The sequence below is a fragment of the Spirillospora sp. NPDC000708 genome, from assembly GCF_040299565.1.
Lineage (GTDB): Bacteria > Actinomycetota > Actinomycetes > Streptosporangiales > Streptosporangiaceae > Spirillospora.
In genome coordinates this window covers 1-22,635 of sequence record NZ_JBEPCJ010000129.1, presented here as the reverse complement: position 1 = coordinate 22,635, position 22,635 = coordinate 1, and the positions used below count along the sequence as shown (strand labels likewise).

Annotated in this window: 18 protein-coding genes and 1 pseudogene; 15 read left to right on the top strand and 4 right to left on the bottom strand. The window is 74.7% G+C overall.

Annotated features, from left to right (window positions below; all coding sequences use genetic code 11):
* From ABT299_RS48095 to ABT299_RS48070, 6 genes and pseudogenes are all read left to right on the top strand, one after another.
* Positions 1-663: MBL fold metallo-hydrolase (locus ABT299_RS48095; RefSeq protein ID WP_500254914.1), on the top strand; the 663-nt coding region annotated here is incomplete at its 5' end.
* Positions 647-1,990: pseudogene (locus tag ABT299_RS48090) on the top strand (FAD-dependent monooxygenase); the annotation flags it as partial. The gene ABT299_RS48095 and the pseudogene ABT299_RS48090, both read left to right, overlap by 17 nt.
* Positions 1,991-2,052: 62 nt before the next feature.
* Entirely contained in the window at positions 2,053-2,175 is a 123-nt protein-coding gene (locus ABT299_RS48085) for a hypothetical protein (RefSeq protein WP_500254913.1), read from the top strand.
* Positions 2,176-2,363: 188 nt separating this feature from the next.
* On the top strand, positions 2,364-5,972 hold the full coding sequence (gene metH / locus ABT299_RS48080) for a methionine synthase (RefSeq protein WP_500254912.1): 3,609 nt from the start codon (positions 2,364-2,366) through the stop codon (positions 5,970-5,972).
* 116 nt (positions 5,973-6,088) lie between these two features.
* On the top strand, positions 6,089-7,141 hold the full coding sequence (locus ABT299_RS48075; RefSeq protein WP_387019690.1) for a GlnX family signal transduction membrane protein: 1,053 nt from the start codon (positions 6,089-6,091) through the stop codon (positions 7,139-7,141).
* 2 nt (positions 7,142-7,143) lie between these two features.
* On the top strand, positions 7,144-8,415 hold the full coding sequence (locus ABT299_RS48070) for an extracellular solute-binding protein (protein WP_190858835.1): 1,272 nt from the start codon (positions 7,144-7,146) through the stop codon (positions 8,413-8,415).
* A 54-nt stretch (positions 8,416-8,469) separates the two neighbouring features.
* Here the strand turns inward: ABT299_RS48070 and ABT299_RS48065 are convergent, their stop codons facing one another.
* Together ABT299_RS48065 and ABT299_RS48060 are read right to left on the bottom strand one after the other, a co-directional pair.
* Positions 8,470-9,060 carry a hypothetical protein gene (locus tag ABT299_RS48065; RefSeq protein WP_500254911.1) on the bottom strand — a complete coding sequence of 197 codons (591 nt, stop codon included), beginning with the start codon at positions 9,058-9,060 and terminating at the stop codon, positions 8,470-8,472.
* Between the two features lie 37 nt (positions 9,061-9,097).
* Positions 9,098-9,820 (bottom strand): TetR/AcrR family transcriptional regulator, encoded by a 723-nt coding sequence (locus ABT299_RS48060; protein WP_190858840.1) that lies wholly within the window; start codon positions 9,818-9,820, stop codon positions 9,098-9,100.
* Positions 9,821-9,904: 84 nt separating this feature from the next.
* Between ABT299_RS48060 and ABT299_RS48055 the strand changes: the two genes are divergently transcribed.
* From ABT299_RS48055 to ABT299_RS48035, 5 genes are all read left to right on the top strand, one after another.
* A complete protein-coding gene (locus ABT299_RS48055) occupies positions 9,905-11,464 on the top strand; it encodes a class I adenylate-forming enzyme family protein (RefSeq protein WP_500254910.1) in 1,560 nt (519 codons plus the stop codon).
* Positions 11,465-11,532: 68 nt separating this feature from the next.
* Positions 11,533-12,807 (top strand): acyl-CoA dehydrogenase family protein, encoded by a 1,275-nt coding sequence (locus ABT299_RS48050; protein ID WP_500254909.1) that lies wholly within the window; start codon positions 11,533-11,535, stop codon positions 12,805-12,807.
* A gap of 5 nt (positions 12,808-12,812) precedes the next feature.
* Positions 12,813-13,868 carry a phosphotransferase family protein gene (locus ABT299_RS48045; protein ID WP_500254908.1) on the top strand — a complete coding sequence of 352 codons (1,056 nt, stop codon included), beginning with the start codon at positions 12,813-12,815 and terminating at the stop codon, positions 13,866-13,868.
* 33 nt (positions 13,869-13,901) lie between these two features.
* Positions 13,902-15,107: an acyl-CoA dehydrogenase family protein gene (locus ABT299_RS48040; RefSeq protein ID WP_500254907.1), complete on the top strand. Its 1,206-nt coding sequence runs from the start codon at positions 13,902-13,904 to the stop codon at positions 15,105-15,107.
* Entirely contained in the window at positions 15,104-16,210 is a 1,107-nt protein-coding gene (locus ABT299_RS48035) for an acyl-CoA dehydrogenase family protein (RefSeq protein ID WP_500254906.1), read from the top strand. Before ABT299_RS48040 ends, ABT299_RS48035 begins: the two co-directional genes overlap by 4 nt.
* Positions 16,211-16,253: 43 nt before the next feature.
* Here the strand turns inward: ABT299_RS48035 and ABT299_RS48030 are convergent, their stop codons facing one another.
* Together ABT299_RS48030 and ABT299_RS48025 are read right to left on the bottom strand one after the other, a co-directional pair.
* Positions 16,254-17,786 (bottom strand): phytoene desaturase family protein, encoded by a 1,533-nt coding sequence (locus ABT299_RS48030; protein WP_500254905.1) that lies wholly within the window; start codon positions 17,784-17,786, stop codon positions 16,254-16,256.
* 67 nt (positions 17,787-17,853) lie between these two features.
* Positions 17,854-18,705: a DUF72 domain-containing protein gene (locus ABT299_RS48025; protein ID WP_190858856.1), complete on the bottom strand. Its 852-nt coding sequence runs from the start codon at positions 18,703-18,705 to the stop codon at positions 17,854-17,856.
* A 267-nt stretch (positions 18,706-18,972) separates the two neighbouring features.
* Between ABT299_RS48025 and ABT299_RS48020 the strand changes: the two genes are divergently transcribed.
* The 4 genes from ABT299_RS48020 to ABT299_RS48005 form a co-directional block, all read left to right on the top strand.
* Positions 18,973-20,679, top strand: a complete 1,707-nt coding sequence (locus ABT299_RS48020; protein ID WP_500254904.1) for a glycosyltransferase family 2 protein — start codon at positions 18,973-18,975, stop codon at positions 20,677-20,679.
* A gap of 102 nt (positions 20,680-20,781) precedes the next feature.
* The gene (locus tag ABT299_RS48015) at positions 20,782-21,516 is read left to right on the top strand and encodes a DedA family protein (RefSeq protein ID WP_190858861.1); all 735 of its coding nucleotides are present in this window, start codon (positions 20,782-20,784) and stop codon (positions 21,514-21,516) included.
* Between the two features lie 73 nt (positions 21,517-21,589).
* Positions 21,590-21,946, top strand: a complete 357-nt coding sequence (locus tag ABT299_RS48010; protein WP_190858863.1) for a BlaI/MecI/CopY family transcriptional regulator — start codon at positions 21,590-21,592, stop codon at positions 21,944-21,946.
* A 5-nt stretch (positions 21,947-21,951) separates the two neighbouring features.
* Positions 21,952-22,635 (top strand): M48 family metalloprotease (locus ABT299_RS48005; RefSeq protein ID WP_500254915.1); only part of this gene is annotated, 684 nt, incomplete at its 3' end.

The following is a 22,635-nucleotide window of genomic DNA, read 5'->3' as shown; positions in this document are numbered from 1 at the left end:
GAGAAGACCCGCGAGCTGGTCGCCGAGCGCGGGCGGCAGGACTGGGAGTCGGAGCTCGGGCGGATGCCGCGGCTGTTCAAGGAGCCGGAGTCGATTCCCGGCCTGACGTGGCCGACGGCGACGTTCAGCGACCGGTTCACCATCCAGCTCGGCGGCGAACGCGGCGAGCTGGTGCTGCGGTACTGCGGGCGCGGGCACACCGAGGGCGACATCGTGGCGTGGCTGCCGAAGCACAAGGTGCTGTTCGCCGGTGACCTCGTGGAGGCGCAGGCGGCGCTCTACACCGGGGACGCCTTCCATCGGGACTGGGCGTCGGGGACGCTGGACCGGGTCGCGGCCCTGGGCGCCGAGGCGCTGGTGGGCGGCCGCGGCGCGGTGGCGGCCGGCCGGGAGGCGGTGGACGCGGCGATCGGGCAGACGCGGCACTTCCTTCAGGTGATGATCCGCGAGGTGACGGCCGTGCAGGGGCGCGGCGGGACGCTGAAGGAGGCGTTCGAGGCGGTCCACGCCGAGCTGGAGCCGGAGTACGGGCGGTGGCCGATCTTCGAGCACTGCCTGCCGTTCGACGTGTCCCGGCTGTGGGACGAGCTGTCCGGCGTCGAGCGCCCCGCCATTTGGACCGCCGAGCGCGACCGGGCCGTCTGGGATGAGCTCCAGGGCTGACCCGGCACCGGCCGGGCCGGACGCACCGGCCGACGCACCGGACGCGCCGGTCGTCGTGGCCGGGGCCGGGCCGGTGGGCCTGGTCGCCGCGCTGCTGCTGGCGAGGGCCGGCGTGCCCGCGACCGTCCTGGAGGCCGCGGACCGGTGCGAGCCGGCCGGGTCCAAGGCGATCTGCTTCCAGCGCGACGTCCTCGACGTCCTGGACCGCGTCGGCTGCGCCGAGCGGATGATCGCGCGCGGCGTCACCTGGACGACCGGCCGCACCTACTACCGCGGCACCGAGCTGTTCGCGGTCACGTTCCCCGGCACCGGGCGCGGCGACGTCCCGCCCTGGATCAACATCTCGCAGGCCGAGGTCGAACGGTACCTGCGCGACCTGGCGGACGCCGAGCCGCTGGTGGACGTCCGGTACGGGCACCGCGTCACCGGCCTCCACCAGGACGAGGACGGAGTGCGGGTCCGCGCGGAGACCCCGGACGGCGAGACCTCCGTCGCCGGAACCCACCTGATCGGGGCGGACGGGCCGCACAGCGCGGTCCGCCGGCTCCTCGGCGTCGGGTTCCCCGGCCGCTCGTTCGACGACCGGTTCCTCATCTGCGACGTCCGCGCCGACCTGCCCTTCCCGAACGAGCGCCGGTTCCACTTCGACCCCGCGTGGAACCCCGGCCGGCAGGTGCTCGTGCACCAGTGCCCCGACCGGACGTGGCGGATCGACTGGCAGATGCCCGCCGGCTACGACTTCGAGGCCGAGCGCGCCTCCGGGGCGCTGGGCGCCCGCATCCGGGAGATCACCGGCGACGCCCCCTACGAGATCGTGTGGGCGTCGGTGTACCGCTTCCACCAGCGGTGCGCCGAGACGTTCCGCCGCGGCCGGGCGTTCCTGGCGGGGGACGCGGCGCACCTGTACGCGCCGTTCGGGGCGCGCGGGCTGAACTCCGGCGTCCAGGACGCCGAGAACCTCGCCTGGAAGATCGCGTTCGCCCGCCGCGGCCACGGCTCCGAGCTCCTCCTCGCGAGCTACGACACCGAGCGCCGGGCGGCCGCGCAGGAGAACCTCGCGGTCACCACCCGCACGATGGAGTTCCTCGTCCCCCACACCGACGAGGAGAGGGAACGGCGGCGGACCGCTCTGGACGCCGCGCTCACCGACCCCGGCGCGCGCGCCCGCATCGACTCGGGGAAGCTCGCCGAACCGTACTGGTACCTGGACTCGCCGCTGACCACCCCGTCCGGGCCCGCCGACGGGTTCCCGCGCGCCGCCGGGGCCGCCCGCCCGCCGGTCCCCGGCGTCCTCTGCCCCGACGGCCCCTGCGTCGCCGGCCGGCGCGCGACCCGGCTGCGGCGGCTGTTCGGCACGGAGTTCGTCGCCCTGGCCGCCGCCGGGGAGCGGTGCGACCGGGCCCCGGCACCGTCCACCTCGTCCGTCCCGACGGCCACCTCGCCGCCGTCCTCCCGGCCTTCGACCCCGGCGCGTTCACCGCGGCGCTGCTCCGCGCCTGCGGCCGCCCCTGACCGCACCCGCTCCCGCCTGGGGTCGTACGGGAAAGGGGGGCGGGAGTTTCACAGGCGCCGGGTCCATTCGGTAACCTCGGACTCGGGCCGAGAGGCGCTGCAACGGACGCGCGGGCGTCCGCCACGCTCGGCCCGAGACCGGAACACGCAAGGGCGCCTCCCAACGACACGGGAGGTGGCTGGTGGGCATGACCGAAGAGCTGCGCGGGCTTCTGGACGAGCGGATCGTGGTGCTCGACGGGGCGTGGGGCACGATGCTCCAGGGCGCCGGGCTCACCCCCGAGGACTACCGGGGCGACCTCATCGGCGGGGACCACGAGAAGGACGTCACCGGCGACCCCGACCTGCTGAACCTCACCCGCCCCGACGTGATCCTGGACGTCCACCGGCAGTACCTCGAGGCCGGCGCCGACGTCACGACCACGAACACCTTCACCGCGACCAGCATCGGGCAGGCGGACTACGGGCTGGAGGGCCTGGTCCGCGAGATGAACGTGCAGGGCGCCCGGCTCGCCCGGCAGGCGGCCGACGAGTACGGGAACCGGTTCGTCGCCGGGTCCGTCGGCCCGCTCAACGTCACCCTGTCGCTGTCGCCCCGCGTCGAGGACCCGGCCTACCGCGCCGTCACCTTCGACCAGGTCAAGGCCTCCTACGCGGAGCAGATCGCGGGCCTCGCCGAGGGCGGCGTCGACCTGCTGCTGATCGAGACGATCTTCGACACGCTGAACGCGAAGGCGGCCATCGCCGCGGCCCGCGAGGTCGCCCCCGAGCTGCCGCTGTGGATCTCGGTGACGATCGTCGACCTGTCCGGCCGGACGCTGTCCGGGCAGACCGTCGAGGCGTTCTGGCGCTCGATCGAGCACGCCGAGCCGCTGGTCGTCGGCGTGAACTGCTCGCTGGGCGCCGAGGAGATGCGCCCGCACGTCGAGGAGCTCGCGCGCCTCGCCGGCACCTACACCGCCTGCCACCCGAACGCGGGCCTGCCGAACGCCTTCGGCGGCTACGACCAGACGCCGGACGAGATGGGCGTCAAGCTCGGCGACTTCGCCGCGGCCGGCATGGTCAACGCCGTCGGCGGCTGCTGCGGCACGGGCCCCGCGCACATCGCCCGCATCGCCGGCGCGGTGCGCGGCAGCGCCCCGCGCGAGGTCGCCGCGCCCGGCGCCGCGACCCGCTTCAGCGGCCTGGAGCCGTTCGAGATCGGCCGGGACACCGGCTTCGTCATGATCGGCGAGCGCACCAACGTCACCGGCTCCAAGCGGTTCCGCAAGCTCATCGAGGCGGGCGACCACCAGGGCGCCGTGGACGTGGCGCTGGAGCAGGTGCGCGGCGGCGCCAACCTCCTCGACGTCAACATGGACGCCGACCTGCTCGACAGCGAGCGGGAGATGACCACGTTCCTCAACCTGATCGCGACCGAGCCCGAGGTGGCCCGCATCCCGATCATGGTGGACAGCTCGCGGTGGAGCGTGCTGGAGGCCGGGCTGAAGACCGTCCAGGGCAAGGGCGTCGTCAACTCGATCAGCCTCAAGGAGGGCGAGGAGCCCTTCCTGGAGCAGGCCCGCCGCATCCGCGACTTCGGCGCCGGCGTCGTCGTCATGGCGTTCGACGAGCAGGGCCAGGCCGACACCGCCGACCGCAAGGTGGAGATCTGCGGCCGCGCCTACGACCTGCTCACGCAGCGGGCCGGGTTCGCGCCCGAGGACATCATCTTCGACCCGAACGTGCTGGCCGTCGCGACGGGCATCGCCGAGCACAACGGCTACGCCAAGGCGTTCATCGACGCGCTGCCGCGGATCAAGGAGCGCTGCCCCGGCGCCCGCACCAGCGGCGGCATCTCGAACCTGTCGTTCTCGTTCCGCGGCAACGAGGTCGTCCGCGAGGCGATGCACTCGGCGTTCCTGTTCCACGCGGTGAAGGCCGGGCTGGACATGGGGATCGTCAACGCCGGGCAGCTCGCCGTCTACGAGGACATCCCCGCCGACCTGCTCGAACTCGTCGAGGACGTGCTGTTCGACCGGCGCCCGGACGCCACCGACCGGCTCGTGTCGTTCGCCGAGAACGTCAAGGGCAAGGGGACGCGGCGCGAGGTCGACCTGTCCTGGCGGGACGCGCCGGTGGAGCAGCGGCTGTCGCACGCCCTCGTGCACGGGATCGTCGACTTCATCGAGGAGGACACCGAGGAGGCCCGGCAGAAGCTGCCGCGCCCGCTCGACGTCATCGAGGGCCCGCTGATGGACGGCATGAAGGTCGTCGGCGACCTGTTCGGGTCCGGCAAGATGTTCCTGCCGCAGGTGGTCAAGAGCGCCCGCGCGATGAAGCGCTCGGTCGCCTACCTGGAACCGTTCATGGAGGCCGAGAAGGAGAAGGCGCTGGCCGAGGGCCGCGTCCAGGACGACCGCGGCCAGGGCAAGATCGTCCTTGCGACGGTCAAGGGCGACGTGCACGACATCGGCAAGAACATCGTCGGCGTCGTCCTCGGCTGCAACAACTACGACGTCGTCGACCTCGGCGTGATGGTGCCCGCCGCGAAGATCCTCGACACCGCGATCGCGGAGGGCGCCGACGCGGTCGGGCTGTCCGGGCTGATCACCCCGTCGCTGGACGAGATGGTGTCGGTCGCCACCGAGATGCAGCGCCGCGGGATGAACCTGCCGCTGCTGATCGGCGGCGCGACCACGTCCCGCCAGCACACCGCGGTGCGGATCGCGCCCGCCTACGACCAGACGACCGTGCACGTGCTGGACGCCTCCCGCGTCGTCGGCGTCGTCTCGGACCTGCTCGACCCCGAGCGCGCCGACGCCCTCGCGATCTCCAACGCCGAGGAGCAGCAGCGGCTCCGCGAGCAGCACGAGAAGAAGCAGCGCGCGCCGATGCTGACGATCGAGCAGGCCCGCGCGAACCGCGAGACCGTGCCCTTCGACGACCTGCCCGTGCCCGCCTTCACCGGGGTGCGCGTCCTCGAGCCCGGTCTGGAGGAGCTGCGCGCGATGATCGACTGGCAGTTCTTCTTCCTCGCCTGGGAGCTGAAGGGCAAGTACCCGGCGATCCTCGACCAGCCGGTCGCGCGCGAGCTGTTCGACGACGGCAACAGCCTGCTCGACAAGATCATCGCGGACGGGCTGCTGCGCGCCCGCGGCGCCTACGCGTTCTGGCCCGCGCACTCCGACGGCGACGACATCGTCCTCGACACCGAGGACGGGACGCGGTTCCCGATGCTGCGGCAGCAGACCGCCAAGCCGGCGGGCCGCCCCAACCGGTGCCTGGCCGACTACATCGCCCCGGCGGGAGACCACCTCGGCGGGTTCGCGGTCACGGTGCTCGGCGCGGAGGAACTCGCCGCGCAGTTCGAGGCCGACAACGACGACTACCGGTCGATCATGGTGAAGGCGCTCGCGGACCGGCTCGCCGAGGCGTTCGCCGAGTACGCCCACCTCCAGGCGCGGCGCGACTGGTTCGAGCCGGACGCCGACCCGAAGCTGGAGGACCTGCACGCCGAGCGGTTCCGCGGCATCCGCCCCGCGCTCGGCTACCCGGCGAGCCCCGACCACAGCGAGAAGAAGGACCTGTTCGAGCTGCTCGGCGCGGACCGCCTCGGCATCGGGCTGACCGAGTCGTACGCGATGACGCCGGCCGCCAGCGTCAGCGGGCTGATCTTCGCGCACCCGTCCGCGCGGTACTTCACCGTCGGGCGGATCGGCCGCGACCAGACCGAGGACTACGCGGCGCGGCGCGGGCTCGCCCTTCCCGAAATCGAGCGGTGGCTGCGCCCGAATCTCGCCTACGAAACGGAATGAGCTGCGGTGACGGCCGCCATGCTGTCCTGATCCGGCCAATGTCCCGCGGCGCGGGAGTGCTTTTCGTCCGGTAATCGAAATGACCGGGTAAAGGGCCGCGGATTACCATGGCCCGCGTGTCGGTTGCGCTGGCTGCCCGGGCGGTCCCGAGGAAGTGGAGCACCCCGCGCTGGCTGTGGACGGTGCTGGCGGCGGCCGTCGGGCTCGCGGTGCTGTCCTGGCTGGCGGCCACGGCGGTGCTGGTCGGAAGCCGGTCGGCGGTGTCGTCGGTGAAGGACGGCGGCGTCCCCGCCTACGTCAGCGCCCGCACCGCGCACGCCGCGCTGTCGGACGCCGACCGGGCCGCGTGGCAGAGCTTCCGCTCCGGCGCGGCGCAGCTCATCGGCCCCGGCCAGCGGTTCCGGGACGACCTGACGACGGCCGGCGACAATCTCGCGCACCTCGCCGAACTCGATTTCGGCGGCGCCGCCGGACGGGATCTGCTGCGCGCCGTGAACGCGCAGGTCGTCACCTATCAGGGGCTCGTGGAACAGGCCGACGCCACCTATCGGGAAGGGCTCGAAAAACTCGGGTACGCCTATCTCGGCTACGCCTCCGACCTGCTGCACGGCGACGGCGGGCTGCTCTCCCGGATCGACGAGATCGCGCGGCGGGACCTGCGCGGCATCGACGACCGGCGGGATTCGGCCTGGGCCGGCGGCGGCCTCGCGCTCGGCACCGCCGCCATCGGCGCGGTCCTGCTCGCCGTCCTCGGCTACGCGCAGGTGTCGATGGCGCGGCGGTTCCGGCGGCTGCTCAACCTGCCGCTGGCCGCCGCGAGCGTCCTGCTGGTCGGGCTGCTCGTCTGGACGTCCCTGACGTTCCTGCACGTCGACCACGCCTTCGCGGACGCGTCCGACCACGGAGTGCCCGCCTTCGACCGGACGCTGCAGGCGCAGATCCGCGACGCGGACGCCGGGTCCGGCGCGCTCCGCGCCGGACGCACCGCGCCGCAGGGCGGCGGCCTCGACGTCGCCGCGGCGGACAAGGCGCAGCGGCCCCTGGAGGCGAAGCTGTCCGACGCCACCGACACCCGCGGCTTGGACGCCGGCCTGCCGCTGCTGTCGCTGGCCGTGGCGGGGCTCTCCGCCCTCGGCCTGTGGATCCGGCTCCGCGAATACAGGAGATGACCGTGCGACTGCTGGCAGCGCTCCTCCTGCTCTGCGCGTTCACCACCGTGTCCTGCGGCGGCGCCGGCTCCGCGCAGAGCGTCACGGTGCTCGGCTCGTGGACGGGCGCCGAGGGCGACGCGTTCCGCGAGGTGCTGGCCGGCTTCGAGAAGAGCACCGGCATCCACGTCGACTACACGGGCACCCGCGACGCCCGCGCCATCCTCGCCAGCGAGCTGCACGACGGCACGCCGCCCGACACCGCCGTCCTCGCCACGCCCGGCGACCTGCGCACCTACGCCGCCGCCGGGGAGCTGGCGCCGGTCGGCGGCGCGCAGCAGGGCATCGGCGGCGACCTGACCGGCGCGACCGGCCCGGACGGCGTCCGCCGCCCCTACGGCATCGTCGTCAAGGCGGCCGTGAAGGGCCTGATCTGGTACGCCCCGCGGACCCTGCCGGCGGCGACGCGGGCGCGGCTCGCGCAGCCGATCGGGTCCTTCGCCGACCTGGCGAGGATCGCGTCCGGCGCGGCGGCGAAGCCCTGGTGCCTCGGCCTGGAGGACACGTCCAACTCGGGCTGGCCGGGCACCGACTGGATCGAGGACGTCGTGCTGCACGAGTCCGGCGCCGCCGTCTACGACCAGTGGGTGTCCGGCGATCTGGAGTGGACGTCGGACCCGATCCGCAAGGCGTGGCGGACGTTCGGGAGCGTGGTGGCCGGCACCCGCTCCGGCACGGACGCCATCCTCCTCACCGGCTACGGCAAGGCGGGCGCGCCGATGTTCGCGAACCCGCCGGGCTGCCTGTTCGACCACGAGGCGTCGTTCATCACCGCCTTCTACGGGCAGACGTCCGGCCGCCCGCAGGCGGGACGCGACTACGACTTCGTGCCGTTCCCGGGAGGGCGGGCGGTGGAGATCGGCGGCGACCTGCTCGGCATGTTCCGCGCCACGCCGGCCGCCCGCAGGCTCGTCGCGTACCTGACGACGGCGAAGGCCCAGGAGGCGTGGATCAAGCGCCCGGGGAGCGGCGCGTTCTCGCTCAACCGGTCCGTCCCGCCGGGCGACTACCCGGATCCGCTGTCGCGGCGGATCGCGCAGACCCTGGCGAGCGCGGGGACGGTCCGCTTCGACGCCTCGGACTCGATGCCGACCGTGATGGCCGCCGCGTTCGACCACGCCGTCCTGGAGTACGTCACCGACCCCACCGCGCAGCGCCTCGACCGGATCCTGCGCTCGCTGGACCAGGTCCGCTGCACGACCGGCTCCGCCTCCGCGCCGCCCCGCAACTGCTGACCGGCGGGTCGCCGGGCCCGCCCGCGACGGACGGCCCCGGCGTCCGCCGCGCCGTCAGGCGCTCGGCCCCGTGATGGTGACCGCCGGGCTGACGGTGAACGCCGCCGCGAAGGAGACGCTGGTGCCGGCCGCGATTCCGCAGCCCCCGCCGTAGCCGACGGCGCCCTGCCCGGTCCGCAGCACCGAACCGCTGTTGGTGTAGGTGGCGTTGAGAGCGGACAGGATGAAGGAGCACGAGGCGCTGTGGACGATGATGAACGGGTTGAACACCGTCAGTTCGGCCCGTCCTGCTGCGGCGTCGTAGCTCTTCCCGTCCAGGATGTCGCCGGTCCAGCCACCGGAGATCGAGACGCCCCACGTCACGCCCTTGGCGTCCGTGCAGTTCTCGGCGTAGCCGTTCCCGATGCGCCCGAGCCCGGCCGGGCCGGAGGACACGCTCGGCAGCGTTCCGGCGAGGTGCATGGTGGGGCAGGTGATGGCCGTGCCGCCCGCCGTGATGGTCAGGGTCCCGGAGTCGGCGGTGAAGACGCCGGCGGAGGAGGGATTGACGACCGTCCAGCCGGACGCGGCGGACGCGGGCGAGGCGGCGAGGAAGGGCAGGGCGAGGGCGGCCGCGGCGGCCACGGCGGTTCCGAGCTTGCGCATCGGTGGAGGATCCCTTCGGGGACGGCGATGGTCCCTTCTATGACCCCCGCGGGAGGGGAAACGTGACAGCCGGGTCCGCCTGCACGAGGGCCAGGGCGAGGTGGGCGAAGCGGTCGGCCACCTCGGCGGCGGTGAGCGGGCCGCCTTCGCGGAACCACACCGACACGCCCGTCGCCATCGTGAGGATGCCGCGGACGGCCTCGGCCGGGTAGGGCGTGCCGAACGCGCCGGACGCGGCGCCCTCGTTCACGACGCGGTGGAACATCCGCTCGTGCTTGTCGCGCTTGGCGATGAGCAGGGCGCGCTCGCGCCGCTCGATGCTGTGCATCTCGCCGACGCCGAGCACGGCCTCGCGGCGCAGTTCGGTGTGCACGAGGACGTGCTCGCGGACGAGCCGGCGCAGCCGCACGGCGGGGTCGGGCGGGGCGTCGGCCAGGACGGCGGCGCAGCGGTCGATGAGGTGGTCGATGGTCCGGTGCATGATCGCCACGAGCAGGTCGTGCTTGGAGCCGAAGTAGTGGTAGAGCACCGCCGGGCTCATCCCGGCGCGGTCGGCGATGTCGCGGACGGACGTGCCGTTGAAGCCCTTCTCCGACATCGTCTCGACGGCCGCCGAGATGAGGATCCGGGTGCCGGGCGTGTCGGTCGGCCGGGACAGCGCGTCGCTCGACGTGGGCGTGACGTCGGCGGTGGTGCGGTGGGCCGGCGTGCCGCGCCCGCGGGACGCGCGCCGCGGTCCGGTGCCTGCGTCGTCGTCCACGAAGATCCTCCTCTGGATTCCGCCCTGCATTCCAACGTACATTCGTTCAATGCCATCCCAGCCGGCAACCGGGAGTGTGACACCGTGACCGCACCCGTCCCCGATCCGCTGGCGGCGCTGACCGCCGCCCACCCGTCCAAGACCGCGATCATCGAGGGGGACCGGCGGCTGAGCTACACCGCGTTCAACGCGCTGGTCAACCGCTACGCCAACGTGCTGGTGGGCCTCGGCGTCCGGGCCGGCACCAAGGTGGCCTGGTGCGGGCGCAACAGTACCGAGGTCGTCACCCTGATCGCCGCGCTGCGCAAGGCCGGCGCGGTCGGCGTCCCGCTGAACTACCGGCTGAGCCCCGAGGAGGCGTCCTACGTCGTCGCGAACGCCGACAGCGCGCTGGTGCTGTTCGACGTGGAGCAGGCGCCGCAGCTGGAGCTCGCGGCTCGCGAGGTCGAGGGCGTCCGCGGCTGGCTGGCGTTCCGGAGCGGCGCCGGCGGGGTGCCGGACTGGGCGTCGGACCTGGACGCCGCCGCGGCCGCGAGCCCGGAGACCGAACCGGCCGCCGCGGGCGACGACCCGGCGGCGGGCACCGCGATGTTCTACACGTCCGGGACGACCGGCAAGCCGAAGGGCGTGGTGCGCGGGCAGCCGGACCCGGAGATCGTCATCGGGCTGGTGACGGAGATCGGCTACCGGCCCGACGACGTGTACCTGACGACCGGCCCGCTCTACCACTCCGGCCCGATGAGCTTCATGCTGATCGTCCAGCAGATGGGCGGGACCGTCGTGGTGATGCGCGACTTCGACCCCGAGCGCTGGCTGGAGCTGGTCGAGGAGCACGGGGTGACCGCGACGTTCTCGGCGCCGACCCCGATCCGGCGCGTGCTGGACCTGCCGGACGAGGTGATCGCGGCCCGCGACCTGTCGTCGCTGCGGCGGGTCATCGCCAACGCGGCGCCCTGGCCGTTCGAGCTGAAGCGCCGCTACGTCGAGAAGATCGGCGACGGGTCGCTGTTCGAGGTGTACGGATCGACGGAGCTGGGCGTCGACACGATCCTGCGACCGGAGGACCAGATGCGCAAGCCGGGCAGCTGCGGGCGGCCCGCGCCCGGCATCGAGATCGCGCTGTTCGACGACAAGGGCGGGCGCGTCGAGGAGCCGCAGGTGCCCGGCGACCTGTACGTGCGCAGCAAGGCGACGTTCGACGCCTACTACAAGGCGGACCGCAAGTTCGAGGACGCCCGGCTCGGCGAGTGGCTCACGGTCGGCGACATCGCCTACCGCGACGAGGAGGGCTTCTACTACATCTGCGACCGCCGCACCGACATGATCATCTCGGGCGGGATGAACATCTACCCGGCCGAGATCGAGGCGGTGCTGACCGCGCATCCGGCGATCGCGGACGCGGCCGTGTTCGGGATCCCGTCGCAGGAGTGGGGCGAGTCCGTGCACGCGGCGATCGTGCCGCACCCGGGCGCCGAGGCGTCCGACGCGGACCTGGACGCGTTCTGCCGCGACCACCTCGCCTCGTACAAGGTGCCGCGCGGCTACGACCGGATCGCCGAGGTGCCGCGCAACCCGTCGGGCAAGGCGCTCAAGCGGCGGTTGCGCGACCCGTACTGGGAGTCGCAGGGGACCAGGATCGGCTGACCCGGGGCGGCTTCCCCGGGAGCCGCGTCCGGTGCCAAGCTGACCTGAGCAAGCGTTAGGGAGGGTGCGTGGACTTCGAGCTGCCCGCGGAGCTGACCCGGCTCCTGGCCGACCTCGACGCGTTCATCGAGCGGGAGATCGCGCCGCTGCAGGCGCAGGACGACAACGAGCGCTTCTTCGACCACCGCCGCGAGTACGCGCGGACCGACTTCGAGAACGGCGGCGTGCCGCGCCCGGAGTGGGAGGAGCTGCTCGGCGAGATGTTCCGGCGGGCCGACGCGGCCGGCTGGCTGCGCTACGGCCTGCCCGGGTCGCTCGGCGGCTCGGACGGCACCAACCTGGACATGGCGGTGATCCGCGAGCACCTCGCCCACAAGGGCCTCGGCCTGCACAACGACCTGCAGAACGAGTCGTCGGTCGTGGGGAACTTCCCGTTCGCCCACATGCTGCTGGAATTCGGGACGGACGAGCAGAAGGAGGAGTTCCTGCGGCCGATGCTCGCCCGCGAGAAGCGCATCGGCTTCGGGCTCACCGAGCCCGACCACGGCAGCGACGCGACCTGGATGGAGACCACCGCCGTCCGGGACGGCGGCGACTGGGTGATCAACGGCGCGAAGCGCTTCAACTCCGGCATGCACTCGGCCACCCACGACGTGGTGTTCGCCCGCACGTCCGGGAAGCCGGGCGACGCGCGCGGGATCACCGCGTTCTTCGTCCCGACCGACGCGCCGGGGTTCTCCGTCGACTTCCACTGGTGGACGCTCAACATGCCCACCGACCACGCGGAGGTCACGATCCGGGACGTCCGGGTGCCGGACTCGGCGGTGTTCGGCGCGGAGGGCGAGGGGCTGGCGGTCGCGCAGACCTTCGTGCACGAGAACCGGATCCGGCAGGCCGCGTCCGGGGTCGGCGCGGGCCAGTACTGCATCGACCGCAGCGTCGAGTACGCGCGGGAGCGGGTGACGTTCGGGCAGCCGCTCGCCACCCGGCAGGCGATCCAGTGGCCGCTGGTGGAGCTGCAGACCGAGGCGGAGATGCTGCGCGGGCTCGTCCGCAAGACGGCGTGGGAGCTGGACCGGGTCCCGCACGTGCGGATCAGCGACAAGGTCTCGATGTGCAACTACCGCGCCAACCGGTTCGTGTGCGAGGCGGCCGACCGCGCGATGCAGGTGCACGGCGGCCTCGGCTACACCCGGCACACCCCGTTCGAGCACATCTACCGCCACCACCGCCGCTACCGGATCACCGAGGGCGCCGAGGAGGTCCAGATGCGCAAGGTGGCGGGCTACCTGTTCGGCTTCGCCGGCCCGAACAAGGCCGGCCGCGCCGAGAGGAAGGGCTGAGGCCGATGCCGGACGCGCGCGCCGCCGACCCCGGGCCGCCGGGGATCGACGCCGAGCGGGTGGGGGAGTGGCTGGCGACCCACGTCGGCGGGCTGGCCGCCCCGGTCCGGTTCGCGCTGGTGTCGGGCGGCCGGTCCAACCTCACCTACCGGGTCACCGACGCGGCGGGCGCCGTGTACGCGCTGCGCCGCCCGCCCACCGGCGGCGTGCTGGAGACGGCGCACGACATGGGGCGGGAGTGGCGGTTCATCTCGGCGATGGCCGGGACCGCCGTCCCCGTCGCGCCCCCGCTGGCGTTCTGCGACGACGCCGCCGTCACCGGGGCGCCGTTCTACGTGATGGGGTTCGTGGACGGGACCGTCCTCGCCGACCGCGCCGCCGCCGAGAAGCTGGTGCCCGAGGCGAGGGCGAGCGCGTGCGAGAACCTCGTGGACGTGCTCGCCGCACTGCACGCCCTCGATCCTCACGAGGTCGGGCTCGGCGACATGGTCCGCCGCACCGGCTTCGCCGAGCGGCAACTGCGGCGCTGGCGGCACCAGGCGCACCAGTCCGGCGCCGCCTACCTCCCGCTGCTCGACGAGGTGCACGACATGCTCGCCGCGCGCGTCCCGAAGCAGGGCACCGGCATCGTGCACGGCGACTACCGTCCGGGGAACCTCGCGTTCGGCCCCGACGGGACGGTCCGCGCCGTGTTCGACTGGGAGCTGGCGACGTCCGGCGACGCCCTCGCCGACCTCGGCTACACCGTCTCGACCTGGCAGGAGCCGGACGACCCGCCCGGCGCCGCGCCGCTCGGGCCGACGACCGTGTCCGGGTTCGCGTCCCGCGCCGACCTGGCCGGGCGGTACGCGCGGCTGTCGGGACGCGACCTGTCCGACCTGCCGTACTGGACGGCGTTCGCAAACTGGCGGTCGGCGTGCATCGGCGCCGGGGTGCAGGCCCGCTACCTCGCCGGTCACATGGCCGACGACGGCTACCTCGCGGAGGCCCGCGAGCGCGCGGCCCTCGGCGTCGAACTGGCCGAGAAGGCCCGCGCCGGCCTGCGCGCGGACGAGATCTGACGAGCGGCGACGCTGACGAGTGGAGGCGACGAGATGACAGAGGACTACCGCGCCAGGGTGCGCGCGTGGCTGGCCGCGAACGCCCCCGGCCCGGTCGGCGGCCTGCCGCCCGAAGAGCAGCTGAGCGCGGCCAAGCGGTTCCAGGCGGCGCTGTACGAGGCGGGCTTCGCGGGCATCACCTGGCCGAAGGAGGCCGGCGGGCAGGGCCTCGGCACGGTCGAGCAGCAGATCTTCGCGGAGGAGGCCGCCGAGTACGACCTGCCGACCTACCCGTTCATCGTCAACATGGGCATGTGCGGGCCGACGCTGGTCGACATCGGCACCGCCGAGCAGAAGAGCCGCTACCTGCGCCCGCTGCTGAGCGGCGAGGAGATCTGGTGCCAGCTGTTCTCCGAGCCGGGCGCCGGGTCGGACGTGGCGAGCCTGCAGACCAGGGCCGTCCGCGACGACGGCGGCTGGGTGGTGAACGGGCAGAAGGTCTGGACGACGAACGCGCAGTGGGCCGACTTCGGCGCGCTGCTCGCCCGCACCGACCCCGACGTCCCGAAGCACGCGGGCCTCACCATGTTCATCGTGGACATGCGCGCGCCGGGGGTGACCGTCCGGCCGCTGAAGGACATGTCCGGCAAGGCGCCGTTCAACGAGGTCTACCTCGACGACGTGCGGATCCCCGCGGACGCCGTCATCGGCGAGGTCGGGCAGGGCTGGCGGGCGGCGATCACCATGCTCGGGCACGAGCGGGTGGCGATCGGCGGGTCCCGCCCGTCCCGCAACAGCGCGCTGACGTTCGACGCGGTGCTGGCCCTGGCCCGCCGGCAGGGCGCCACCGACGCCCCGGCGCACCGCGAGCGGCTCGCCGGGCTGTACGCGCACGAGCGCGCGCTTGAGCTGTTCAACGCGCGGCTGCGGCAGGAGGCGCAGGCGGGCCGCCCGCCGGGGGCGCGCGGCTCGGTCGGCAAGCTGGCCGGCGCGCTCCAGCTGCGCCGCGCCATCGAGGTCGCGGGGGAGCTGGCGGGCGCGGGCGCGGTCGCCTGGGAGCCCGGCGACCGGCACGGCGACGACCTCGCGCTGAGCATCAACTCGGCGCCCGCCACCGGCATCGCGGGCGGCACCAACGAGGTGCAGCGGAACATCATCGGCGAGCGCGTCCTCGGCCTGCCGAAGGAGCCGCAGGTGGACCGGGACGTCCCGTTCCGCGAACTCAAGGTCGGCACGCAGCGGACGGAGGACGCCCGATGAGGCTCGTTCTGGACCCCGAGCAGGAGGAGCTGCGGGCCACCGTCCGCAAGGTGCTGGCCGACCGGGCGCCGAGCGCGAAGGTCCGCGAGGCGATGGACTCCCCGGACGGGTTCGACCGGGCGCTCTGGCGCACCCTCGGCGATCTCGGCGTCCTCGGCCTGGTCGTGCCGGAGTCGTTCGGCGGCGCCGGCGCGGGCCACGTGGAGCGCGCCGTCGTCCTGGAGGAGCTCGGCGCCGCCCTGACGCCCGCGCCGTTCCTCGCCTCCGCCGTGCTCGCCACGGACGCGCTGCTCGCCCTCGACGACGTCGGCGCCGGCGGCGACCACCTGCCGCGGCTGGCCGCCGGCGAGCTGATCGGGACCGTCGCCGCCGCCGAGGACGGCGCCTGGGACCTCGCGGGCGGCGCGACCACGGCGGCCGAGCGCGACGGCCGCTGGGAGCTGACCGGCACCAAGACCCCCGTGCTCGCCGGCGACTCCGCCGACCTGCTCCTGGTCTACGCCCGCGCCCCAGGCGGACCCGGCTGGTTCGCGGTGGAGGGCGGCGCGCCCGGGGTCGCCCGCACGACCCTGACCGGGCTCGACCCGACGCGGCGGCTCGCGCGGATCGACTTCGCCGCGGCCCCCGCCCGCAGGCTGGTCAGCGCCGACCCCGGCGCCGCGCTGGAGACCGTCACCGGCCTCGCCGCCGTCGCGCTGGCCGCCGAGCAGGCCGGCGGGATGCGGCGCGCGATGGAGCTGACCGTCGACCACGCCAAGGCGCGGGTGCAGTTCGGCCGTCCGATCGGCTCCTACCAGGCGGTCAAGCACGGCTGCGCCGACATGTACAGCGCGTGGGAGCTCGCCGTGTCCGTCGTGCGGTACGCCGCCTGGACCGCCGACCACGACCTGGCCGAACTGCCCACGGCCGCCGCGCTGGCGCAGACCTACGTCGGGCCCGCCTACTTCCGGACGGCGACGGACATGGTCCAGTTCCACGGAGGCATCGGCTACACCTGGGAGCACGACGCGCACCTGTACTACAAGCGCGCCAAGAGCTCCGAGCTGCTGTTCGGCCCCCCGAGCGCGCACCGCGCCCGCCTCGCCGACCAGCTCCAGATCTAGCGGCCCCCAGATCCAGCGCCCCCAGAACTAGCGGCTTCCAGAACTAGCGGCCCTCCAGGACGGCGCGGGCGGCGTTGTGGCCGGGGATGCCGCTCACGCCCCCGCCGCGCCGCGCGCCCGCGCCGCACAGCAGCAGGCGCGGGTGGGCGGTCTCGACGCCCCACCGCTCCGCCGTGCCCTCCGCGTAGGGCCAGGCGAGGTCGCGGTGGAAGATGTGGCCGCCCGGCAGGCCCGCGTCCCGTTCGAGGTCGACGGGCGTCTTCACCTCCAGGCAGGGCGCGCCGTCCGGCGCGCGGAGCAGGCAGTCCTCGATCGGCTCGGCGAGCACGGAGCCGAACGAGGCGAGCGTCGCGCGCAGCGCCTCGTCCCGCGCCTGCGCGGGATCGGCGCGGAACAGCCGGGCGGGCATGTGCAGGCCGAACAGCGTCAGCGTGTGCGCCCCGGACCGGCGCAGGTCCGCGCCCAGGATCGACGGGTCCGTCAGGGAGTGGCAGTAGACCTCCGCCGGAGGGACGTCCGGGATCGTCCCGGCCGCCGCCTGCGCGTGGGCGGCGGCGAGCCGGTCGCGCCCCTCGTTGATGTGGAAGGTGCCGCCGAACGCCTCCTCGGGGCGGACCGACGGGTCGCGCAGCCGGGGCAGGCGGGCGAGCACCATGTTCACCTTGAGCTGCGACCCTTCGGGCGGATCCTGCGGTGCCTCGCCGAGGAGCCGGGACAGCACCGAGGGAGGCAGCGCGGCGAGGATCCGGCGCCCGGTGACCGCGTGCTCGGCGCCGTCCGCGTCGCGGAAGGCGACCTCTCCGGACGCCGGGTCGATCGCGAGGACCTCCATCCCGGGCCGCAGCTCCGCGCCCGCCGCCCGCGCCGCGCCGGCGAGCGCCTCCGTCACCGCGCCCATGCCGCCGACCGGCACGTTCCAGTCGCCGGTGCCGTTGCCGATCACGTGGTAGAGCAGGCAGCGGTTCGCCAGCAGGGACGGGTCCGCCGGGTCGGCGAAGGTGCCGATCAGCGCGTCGGTCAGTACGATCCCGCGCACCGTGTCGTGGCGGAACAGCGCGTCCACCGACGCGCCGATCGGGCGCTCGAAGAACGTCCGCCACGCCTCGTCGTCGCCGACCGCCGCGCGCAGGGCGGCGCGGTCGGGCAGCGGCTCCAGCAGGGTTGGCGCGACCCGCCGCGCGACGTGCCCGGCCAGGCCGTAGAACCGCCGCCAGGCGGCGAAGTCGCGGCCGTCCCCGGTGACGGACGCGAACGACGCGGCGGTGCGGGCCTCGTCGGCGCCGTCCACCAGCACGCCCGAGTCGCCGGACGGCGTGTAGGAGGCGAACCGGCGCCGCCGCAGCTCGACCGGCAGCCCGAGATCCCGGACGATCTCCGCGGGCAGCAGGCTGACCAGGTACGAGTACCGCGACACCCGCGCGTCCACGCCGGGGAACGGCCGCGCGGACACCGCCAGCCCGCCGAGGTGCGGGAGGCGTTCGAGCACGAGCACGCGCCGGCCCGCGCGCGCGAGGTAGGCGGCGGCGACGAGGCCGTTGTGGCCGCCGCCGGCGACGACGACGTCATAAGCGGGCACCGTGTTTCTAGCGGGCACCGTGTTTCTAGCGGACACCGTGTTCTGGGCGGGCACCGTGGTCATCCCTTCAGAAGAGCGTCGGCGGTTCGGCCGGGACGGGCTCGGGGAGCGGTTCCAGTTCGGGGACGAGGGCGCGCACGTCGTCGTGGAAGCGGCGGGCCAGCGGCAGCGCCTCGGCGTTGTCCGGGGTGTGCACGAACACCGTCGGCGAGCGGCCCTCGCGCAGCCAGCCGGCGACCTTCTCCGCCCACGGCCGCCAGCCCTCGACCGTGCGGGACGTGTCGTCGCGGCCGAGGTAGCGGACCACCGGGCGGTCGGTCAGGGCGGGTGCCCGGCGCGGCACGCGCGGCTTCTTCGTCCACGCGTCCCGTTCGGCGTCGCTGGTCGGCGGGCTCCGGAACAGCACGGTCGTGTCGAACGGCACCCATTCCGCCCCGGACCCGGCGAGGACCCGCATGAGGTCGCGGGCGGCCCGGCCGTCCTCGAAGAAGGCCCGGTGCCGGACCTCGGCGGCGTACCGGTACGCGGGCGGCAGGCCGCGCAGGAACGCCGCCAGCGCGCCGAGGTCGTGCGGGCCGAACGCGCCGGGGAGCTGGATCCAGAGGGCGTGGACGCGGGGGCCGAGCGGCTCGATCGCGGCGAGGAACGCCCGCAGGTCCTCGCCGGGGTCCGCGAGCCGGCGCTCGTGCGTGATCGTCTTCGGCAGCTTGAGCAGGAAGCGGAAGTCCGGCTCGGTCTGCCGCGCCCAGGACTCCACCGTCGCCCGGGTCGGCGTCGCGTAGAACGTCGTGTTGCCCTCCACGGCGTTGCACCACGACGCGTAGGCGCGCAGGCGCTCGGCCGGAGCGAGCGGATGGGGCAGGAACCGGCCCTGCCACGGCGTGTGCGCCCACATCGCGCATCCCACATGAAGCCGCATGGACGCGACGTTAGCGGAGGCGGGGCACGGGCAGAGCCGGCGCCGGGACGAGGTGCCGCCCGACTTCACCGTCCCCTCCTACCTGGGCGGCGTCGGCCGCATCGGCTGACCGCACGGCACCCAGCCGCGAACGCGCGCCGTCCGGACGCCGCGCGTTCGCGGCGGGGTGTCGCGGCGCTTACGTTCCGATAACCCTCGTCCTCCTACCATCCGGCGAGTGGCCTGTAAGGCCGCCGGTGATCCGACCGGGACGAGGAGGTGGGCCGAGTGCTGCCGGATCCGGACGTGACCGTCGTCGTGGTCGCCCGCGGAGGCTCGCGCGGGCTCGACCGCGCCGTCCGCTCGGCGCTGGAGCAGTCGCTGCCGGGCGTCGAGGTCGTGATCGTGGACGAGGCGGGCGGCGCGCCCGGCGCGCGCGCGACGGCCCGGCTCGTCGCGGGGGCCCGGGACCGGGTGCGCGCGTTCGCGCTGCAGGAGCGGTCCGGCGGCGACGGCCGGGCCCGCAACCTCGGCCTGCGCTACGCGCGCGGCAGATACGTGATGTTCCTCGACGCCGGCGACACCCTTGATCCGCACGCCTGCAAGACCATGGTGACCGCCGCGGCGCAGGCGGGCGCCGACCTCGTCGCGGGGCGCTCCGTCCGGGTGTCCCGCGACGGGGAGCGGACGGCGCACCCCCGCCTGTACCGGGAGCGGCGGCTCCATCCGTCGATCGCGGACGCGCCGGAGCTGCTGGACGACGCGACGGCCGCCGACAAGTGCTACCGGCGCGCGTTCCTGGAGCGGGAGGGCCTGCGGTTCGCCGGCGGCCTGCGGCACGCGGACCTGCTGTTCACGGCCGCCGCGTACGCCGCCGCCCGGCCGATCGCGGTAGTGCCCGACCGGGTCCACAACCGGTCCGCCGGCCGGAGCCACGTCGCGGGGACCGATCTCGGCGACTTCGCCGACCGGCTGGAGATCCACCGGCGGACCGGCGCCCTGCTCCGCGCGCGGGGCGCGGAGGCCCTCGCGCGCCGGGTGGAGGCCCGGTTCGCCGGCGAGGTGCTGCCGCGCCTCCTGCGCGAGCTGCGCGGCCGCGAGCCCGGGCACCGGGACGCGTTCGTCGAGCTGGCCCGCGGCTACCTCGCCGAGCTGGACGAGGCGCTCCTCGCCGACGCCGGGCGGATCCCGGCGATCGCCGCGCTCATGGTGCTGGAGGGCGACACCGCCGCCGCGATGGCCGCCGCCGACTACGCGCCGCGCGGCGCCGGACGGCCCGTCCTGGCGATCGAGCCCGTGGAGCGGGACGGCCGGGTCTACTGGCCGGGCGCCCACCTGGGCACCGCGCTCGGCCGCCGCGTCCTCGACATCACCGACCTCGGCATCGCGACCGCCCCGCTGGGCGCGCTGCGGCTCGGCGGCGAGGTCACCCGGATGCGCCGCGCCGGGCGGGCGCTGCGGGTGTCCGGCACGGTCGCCAACCCGCTCGGCCGCCTCGGGCGCGGGACGGACCTGGACGGCGTCCTGGAGATCCGCGACCGGCACCGGGACGGCCGGGCGTTCGCGGTCCCGGCGACCGTCCGGGCCCTCGACGGGGAGATCACCTGGGAGGCGGTGTTCGTCCCGGACGCGGTGATCCGGCCGACCGGCCTCGCCGACCGGACCTGGGGGCTGTGGCTGCGGCTCCGCGCGGGCGCGAGCACCGTCGAGGTCCGGCTGACCTCGGACGGCACCGCGCACCGGGGGCTGGTCCTGCCCGTCCGGCCCCGGCTGACCCGGGCCGCCGGCGACCGGCTGGAGGCCTACGTCGCCGAGACCGGCGAGCTCGCCCTGCGCGTCGCGGCCGCCGGATGGCCCGCGCGGGCGGCGCTGCCCGCGCTGCGCCGGGCCGGCCGCGCGCGGCTGCGCCCCTCGGCCCGCGGCCGCACCGGACCGCCGGGGGATCGGCCCGGGGATCCCGCTTCCGGCCCGCCGGCCCGCCCCGCCGTGCGATGATCATCAGGTGCGACGCGGTCGCGACCCCTGACTACAAGCGTGTAGATTTCGGGGACGCCGGACCGGGCGTGGGCCCGGTCCCTCCTGAACACGGGGGATCCCATGATCGACGCCTTCGGCGCACTGCCCGCGGCGGTGAACCCGCTCGACGCCGGGTCGCTGCTGGCGGCCTTCGGCGCCATCGGCATCGCCGTGGTGATGTTCGCCGAGACCGGGCTGCTGATCGGCTTCTTCCTGCCGGGCGACTCGCTGCTGTTCACCGCCGGCCTGCTGTGCACGGCGAGCTCGCACGGCGACACCCGGCTGTCGCTGCCGGCGGTGCTCGCCGCCGCCGCCTTCGGCGCCCTGGCCGGCGCCCAGACCGGCTTCATCATCGGCCGGCGGGGCGGGCGCGCGCTGCTCGCCCGCAGCCGCAACCGGCACCTGCTGGAAGGGGTGCAGCGGGCCGAGGAGTTCCTCGCCCGGTACGGGCACGGCAAGGCCATCGTGCTGGCCCGGTTCGTCCCGGTCGTCCGGACCGTCCTGAACCCGCTGGCGGGCGCCCTGGACGTGCCGACCAAGGTGTTCACGGTCTGGCAGATCGCCGGCGGGCTGGTGTGGAGCCTCGGCCTGGTGCTGGGCGGCTACCTGCTCGGCTCCTCGATCCCGAACGTGGACCACTACCTGCTCCCGGCCGTGGCGGTGATCGTCGCGGTGTCGCTCATCCCGGTCGCCCTCGAACTGCTCAAGGCGCGCCGCAAGAAGACCGGTGCCCGCGGGCAGGAGCCCGGGCACGCGGACGAGGTGCCGCCGCGCCGCCCGGCGGGCTCGCGCGGCGCGCACCGGCGGGTGAGGTGAGCGCCCCGCGCGCCGCACTGCGCGCCGTACCGAGGTCCGAGGGGCGGTCGGCGGCTCTCCCCAGGAGGCGCCCATGACCGGCGGACGCAGGGCGGCGGGCGCCCTGGAGTCGGAGATCATGAAGGTGCTGCAGCAGGCCGCCGAACCGCTGACCCCGGCCGGCGTGCGGCAGCGCCTCGACGGCGACCTCGCCTACACCACGGTCGTGACGATCCTGACCCGCATGCACGGCAAGGGCCTGCTGGTCCGCGGCAAGTCCGGCCGCGCCTTCCGGTACGCGCCGGTGAGCGACGAGCCCGGGATGGTCGCCCGGCGCATGCACCAGGCCCTGGACGGGCGGCCCGACCGCGCCGCCGTCCTCGCGCGGTTCGTCGAGTCCCTCTCCGACCAGGACGAGCGGCTGGTCCGCACGCTCCTCGGGAGCGGGTGAGCGGCATGGACCTGGACGGCCTGCTGCCCCTGGTGGTGCCCGCCGTGATGGCCCTCGCCGCGCGCCCCCTGTCGAGCCGGCTCCCGCCGCGCACCGCGACCTGGCTGCTCACCGCCACCGCCGTCGTGCTGGCGCTGGCCAGCACCGCGACCCTGGCCGTGCTGGCGCTGGGCGGGGCGCTGCGGCTGCCGGTGATCGCCGCGCTCGGCCACCTGTCCGAGCACGTCCTGCACCGCGACCCGCAGACCAGCCCGATCGCGGCGACGCTGGCGGGCCCGGCGCTGGCCGCGAGCCTGACGGCGGGCGGCTACGCCGCGGTGCGGCGCGTCCGCGCCCTGCTGGCGGGCGCGCGGGCGGCCCGCGACCTGCCCGGCCGCGAGGTCGTCGCGGTCGTCGCGGACGACGCGGCGGACGCGTTCGCGCTCCCCGGCCGCCCCGGCCGCGTCGTCGTCTCCACCGGGATGCTGTCGATCCTGGACGAGGCGGAGCGGCGCGTCCTGCTCGCGCACGAGCACGCCCACCTGTCCGGGCGGCACCACGTCTTCCGCGCGCTGGTCCACGTGGCGGCGGCCGCGAACCCGATGCTGTGGCCGCTGCGCGGCGCCGTGGCCTTCACGACCGAGCGCTGGGCGGACGAGCGGGCCGCGGCCGGGGCCGACCGCGAGCGGGCCGCCCGCGCGATCGGCAAG

Coding starts and splice junctions, on each gene's coding strand:
- metH (WP_500254912.1), top strand. CDS start 2,364: ATGACCGAAGAGCTGCGCGGGCTTCTGGACGAGCGGATCGTGGTGCTC.
- ABT299_RS48065 (WP_500254911.1), bottom strand. CDS start 9,060: ATGCGCAAGCTCGGAACCGCCGTGGCCGCCGCGGCCGCCCTCGCCCTG.
- ABT299_RS48045 (WP_500254908.1), top strand. CDS start 12,813: ATGCCGGACGCGCGCGCCGCCGACCCCGGGCCGCCGGGGATCGACGCC.
- ABT299_RS48040 (WP_500254907.1), top strand. CDS start 13,902: ATGACAGAGGACTACCGCGCCAGGGTGCGCGCGTGGCTGGCCGCGAAC.
- ABT299_RS48035 (WP_500254906.1), top strand. CDS start 15,104: ATGAGGCTCGTTCTGGACCCCGAGCAGGAGGAGCTGCGGGCCACCGTC.
- ABT299_RS48025 (WP_190858856.1), bottom strand. CDS start 18,705: ATGCGGCTTCATGTGGGATGCGCGATGTGGGCGCACACGCCGTGGCAG.
- ABT299_RS48015 (WP_190858861.1), top strand. CDS start 20,782: ATGATCGACGCCTTCGGCGCACTGCCCGCGGCGGTGAACCCGCTCGAC.
- ABT299_RS48010 (WP_190858863.1), top strand. CDS start 21,590: ATGACCGGCGGACGCAGGGCGGCGGGCGCCCTGGAGTCGGAGATCATG.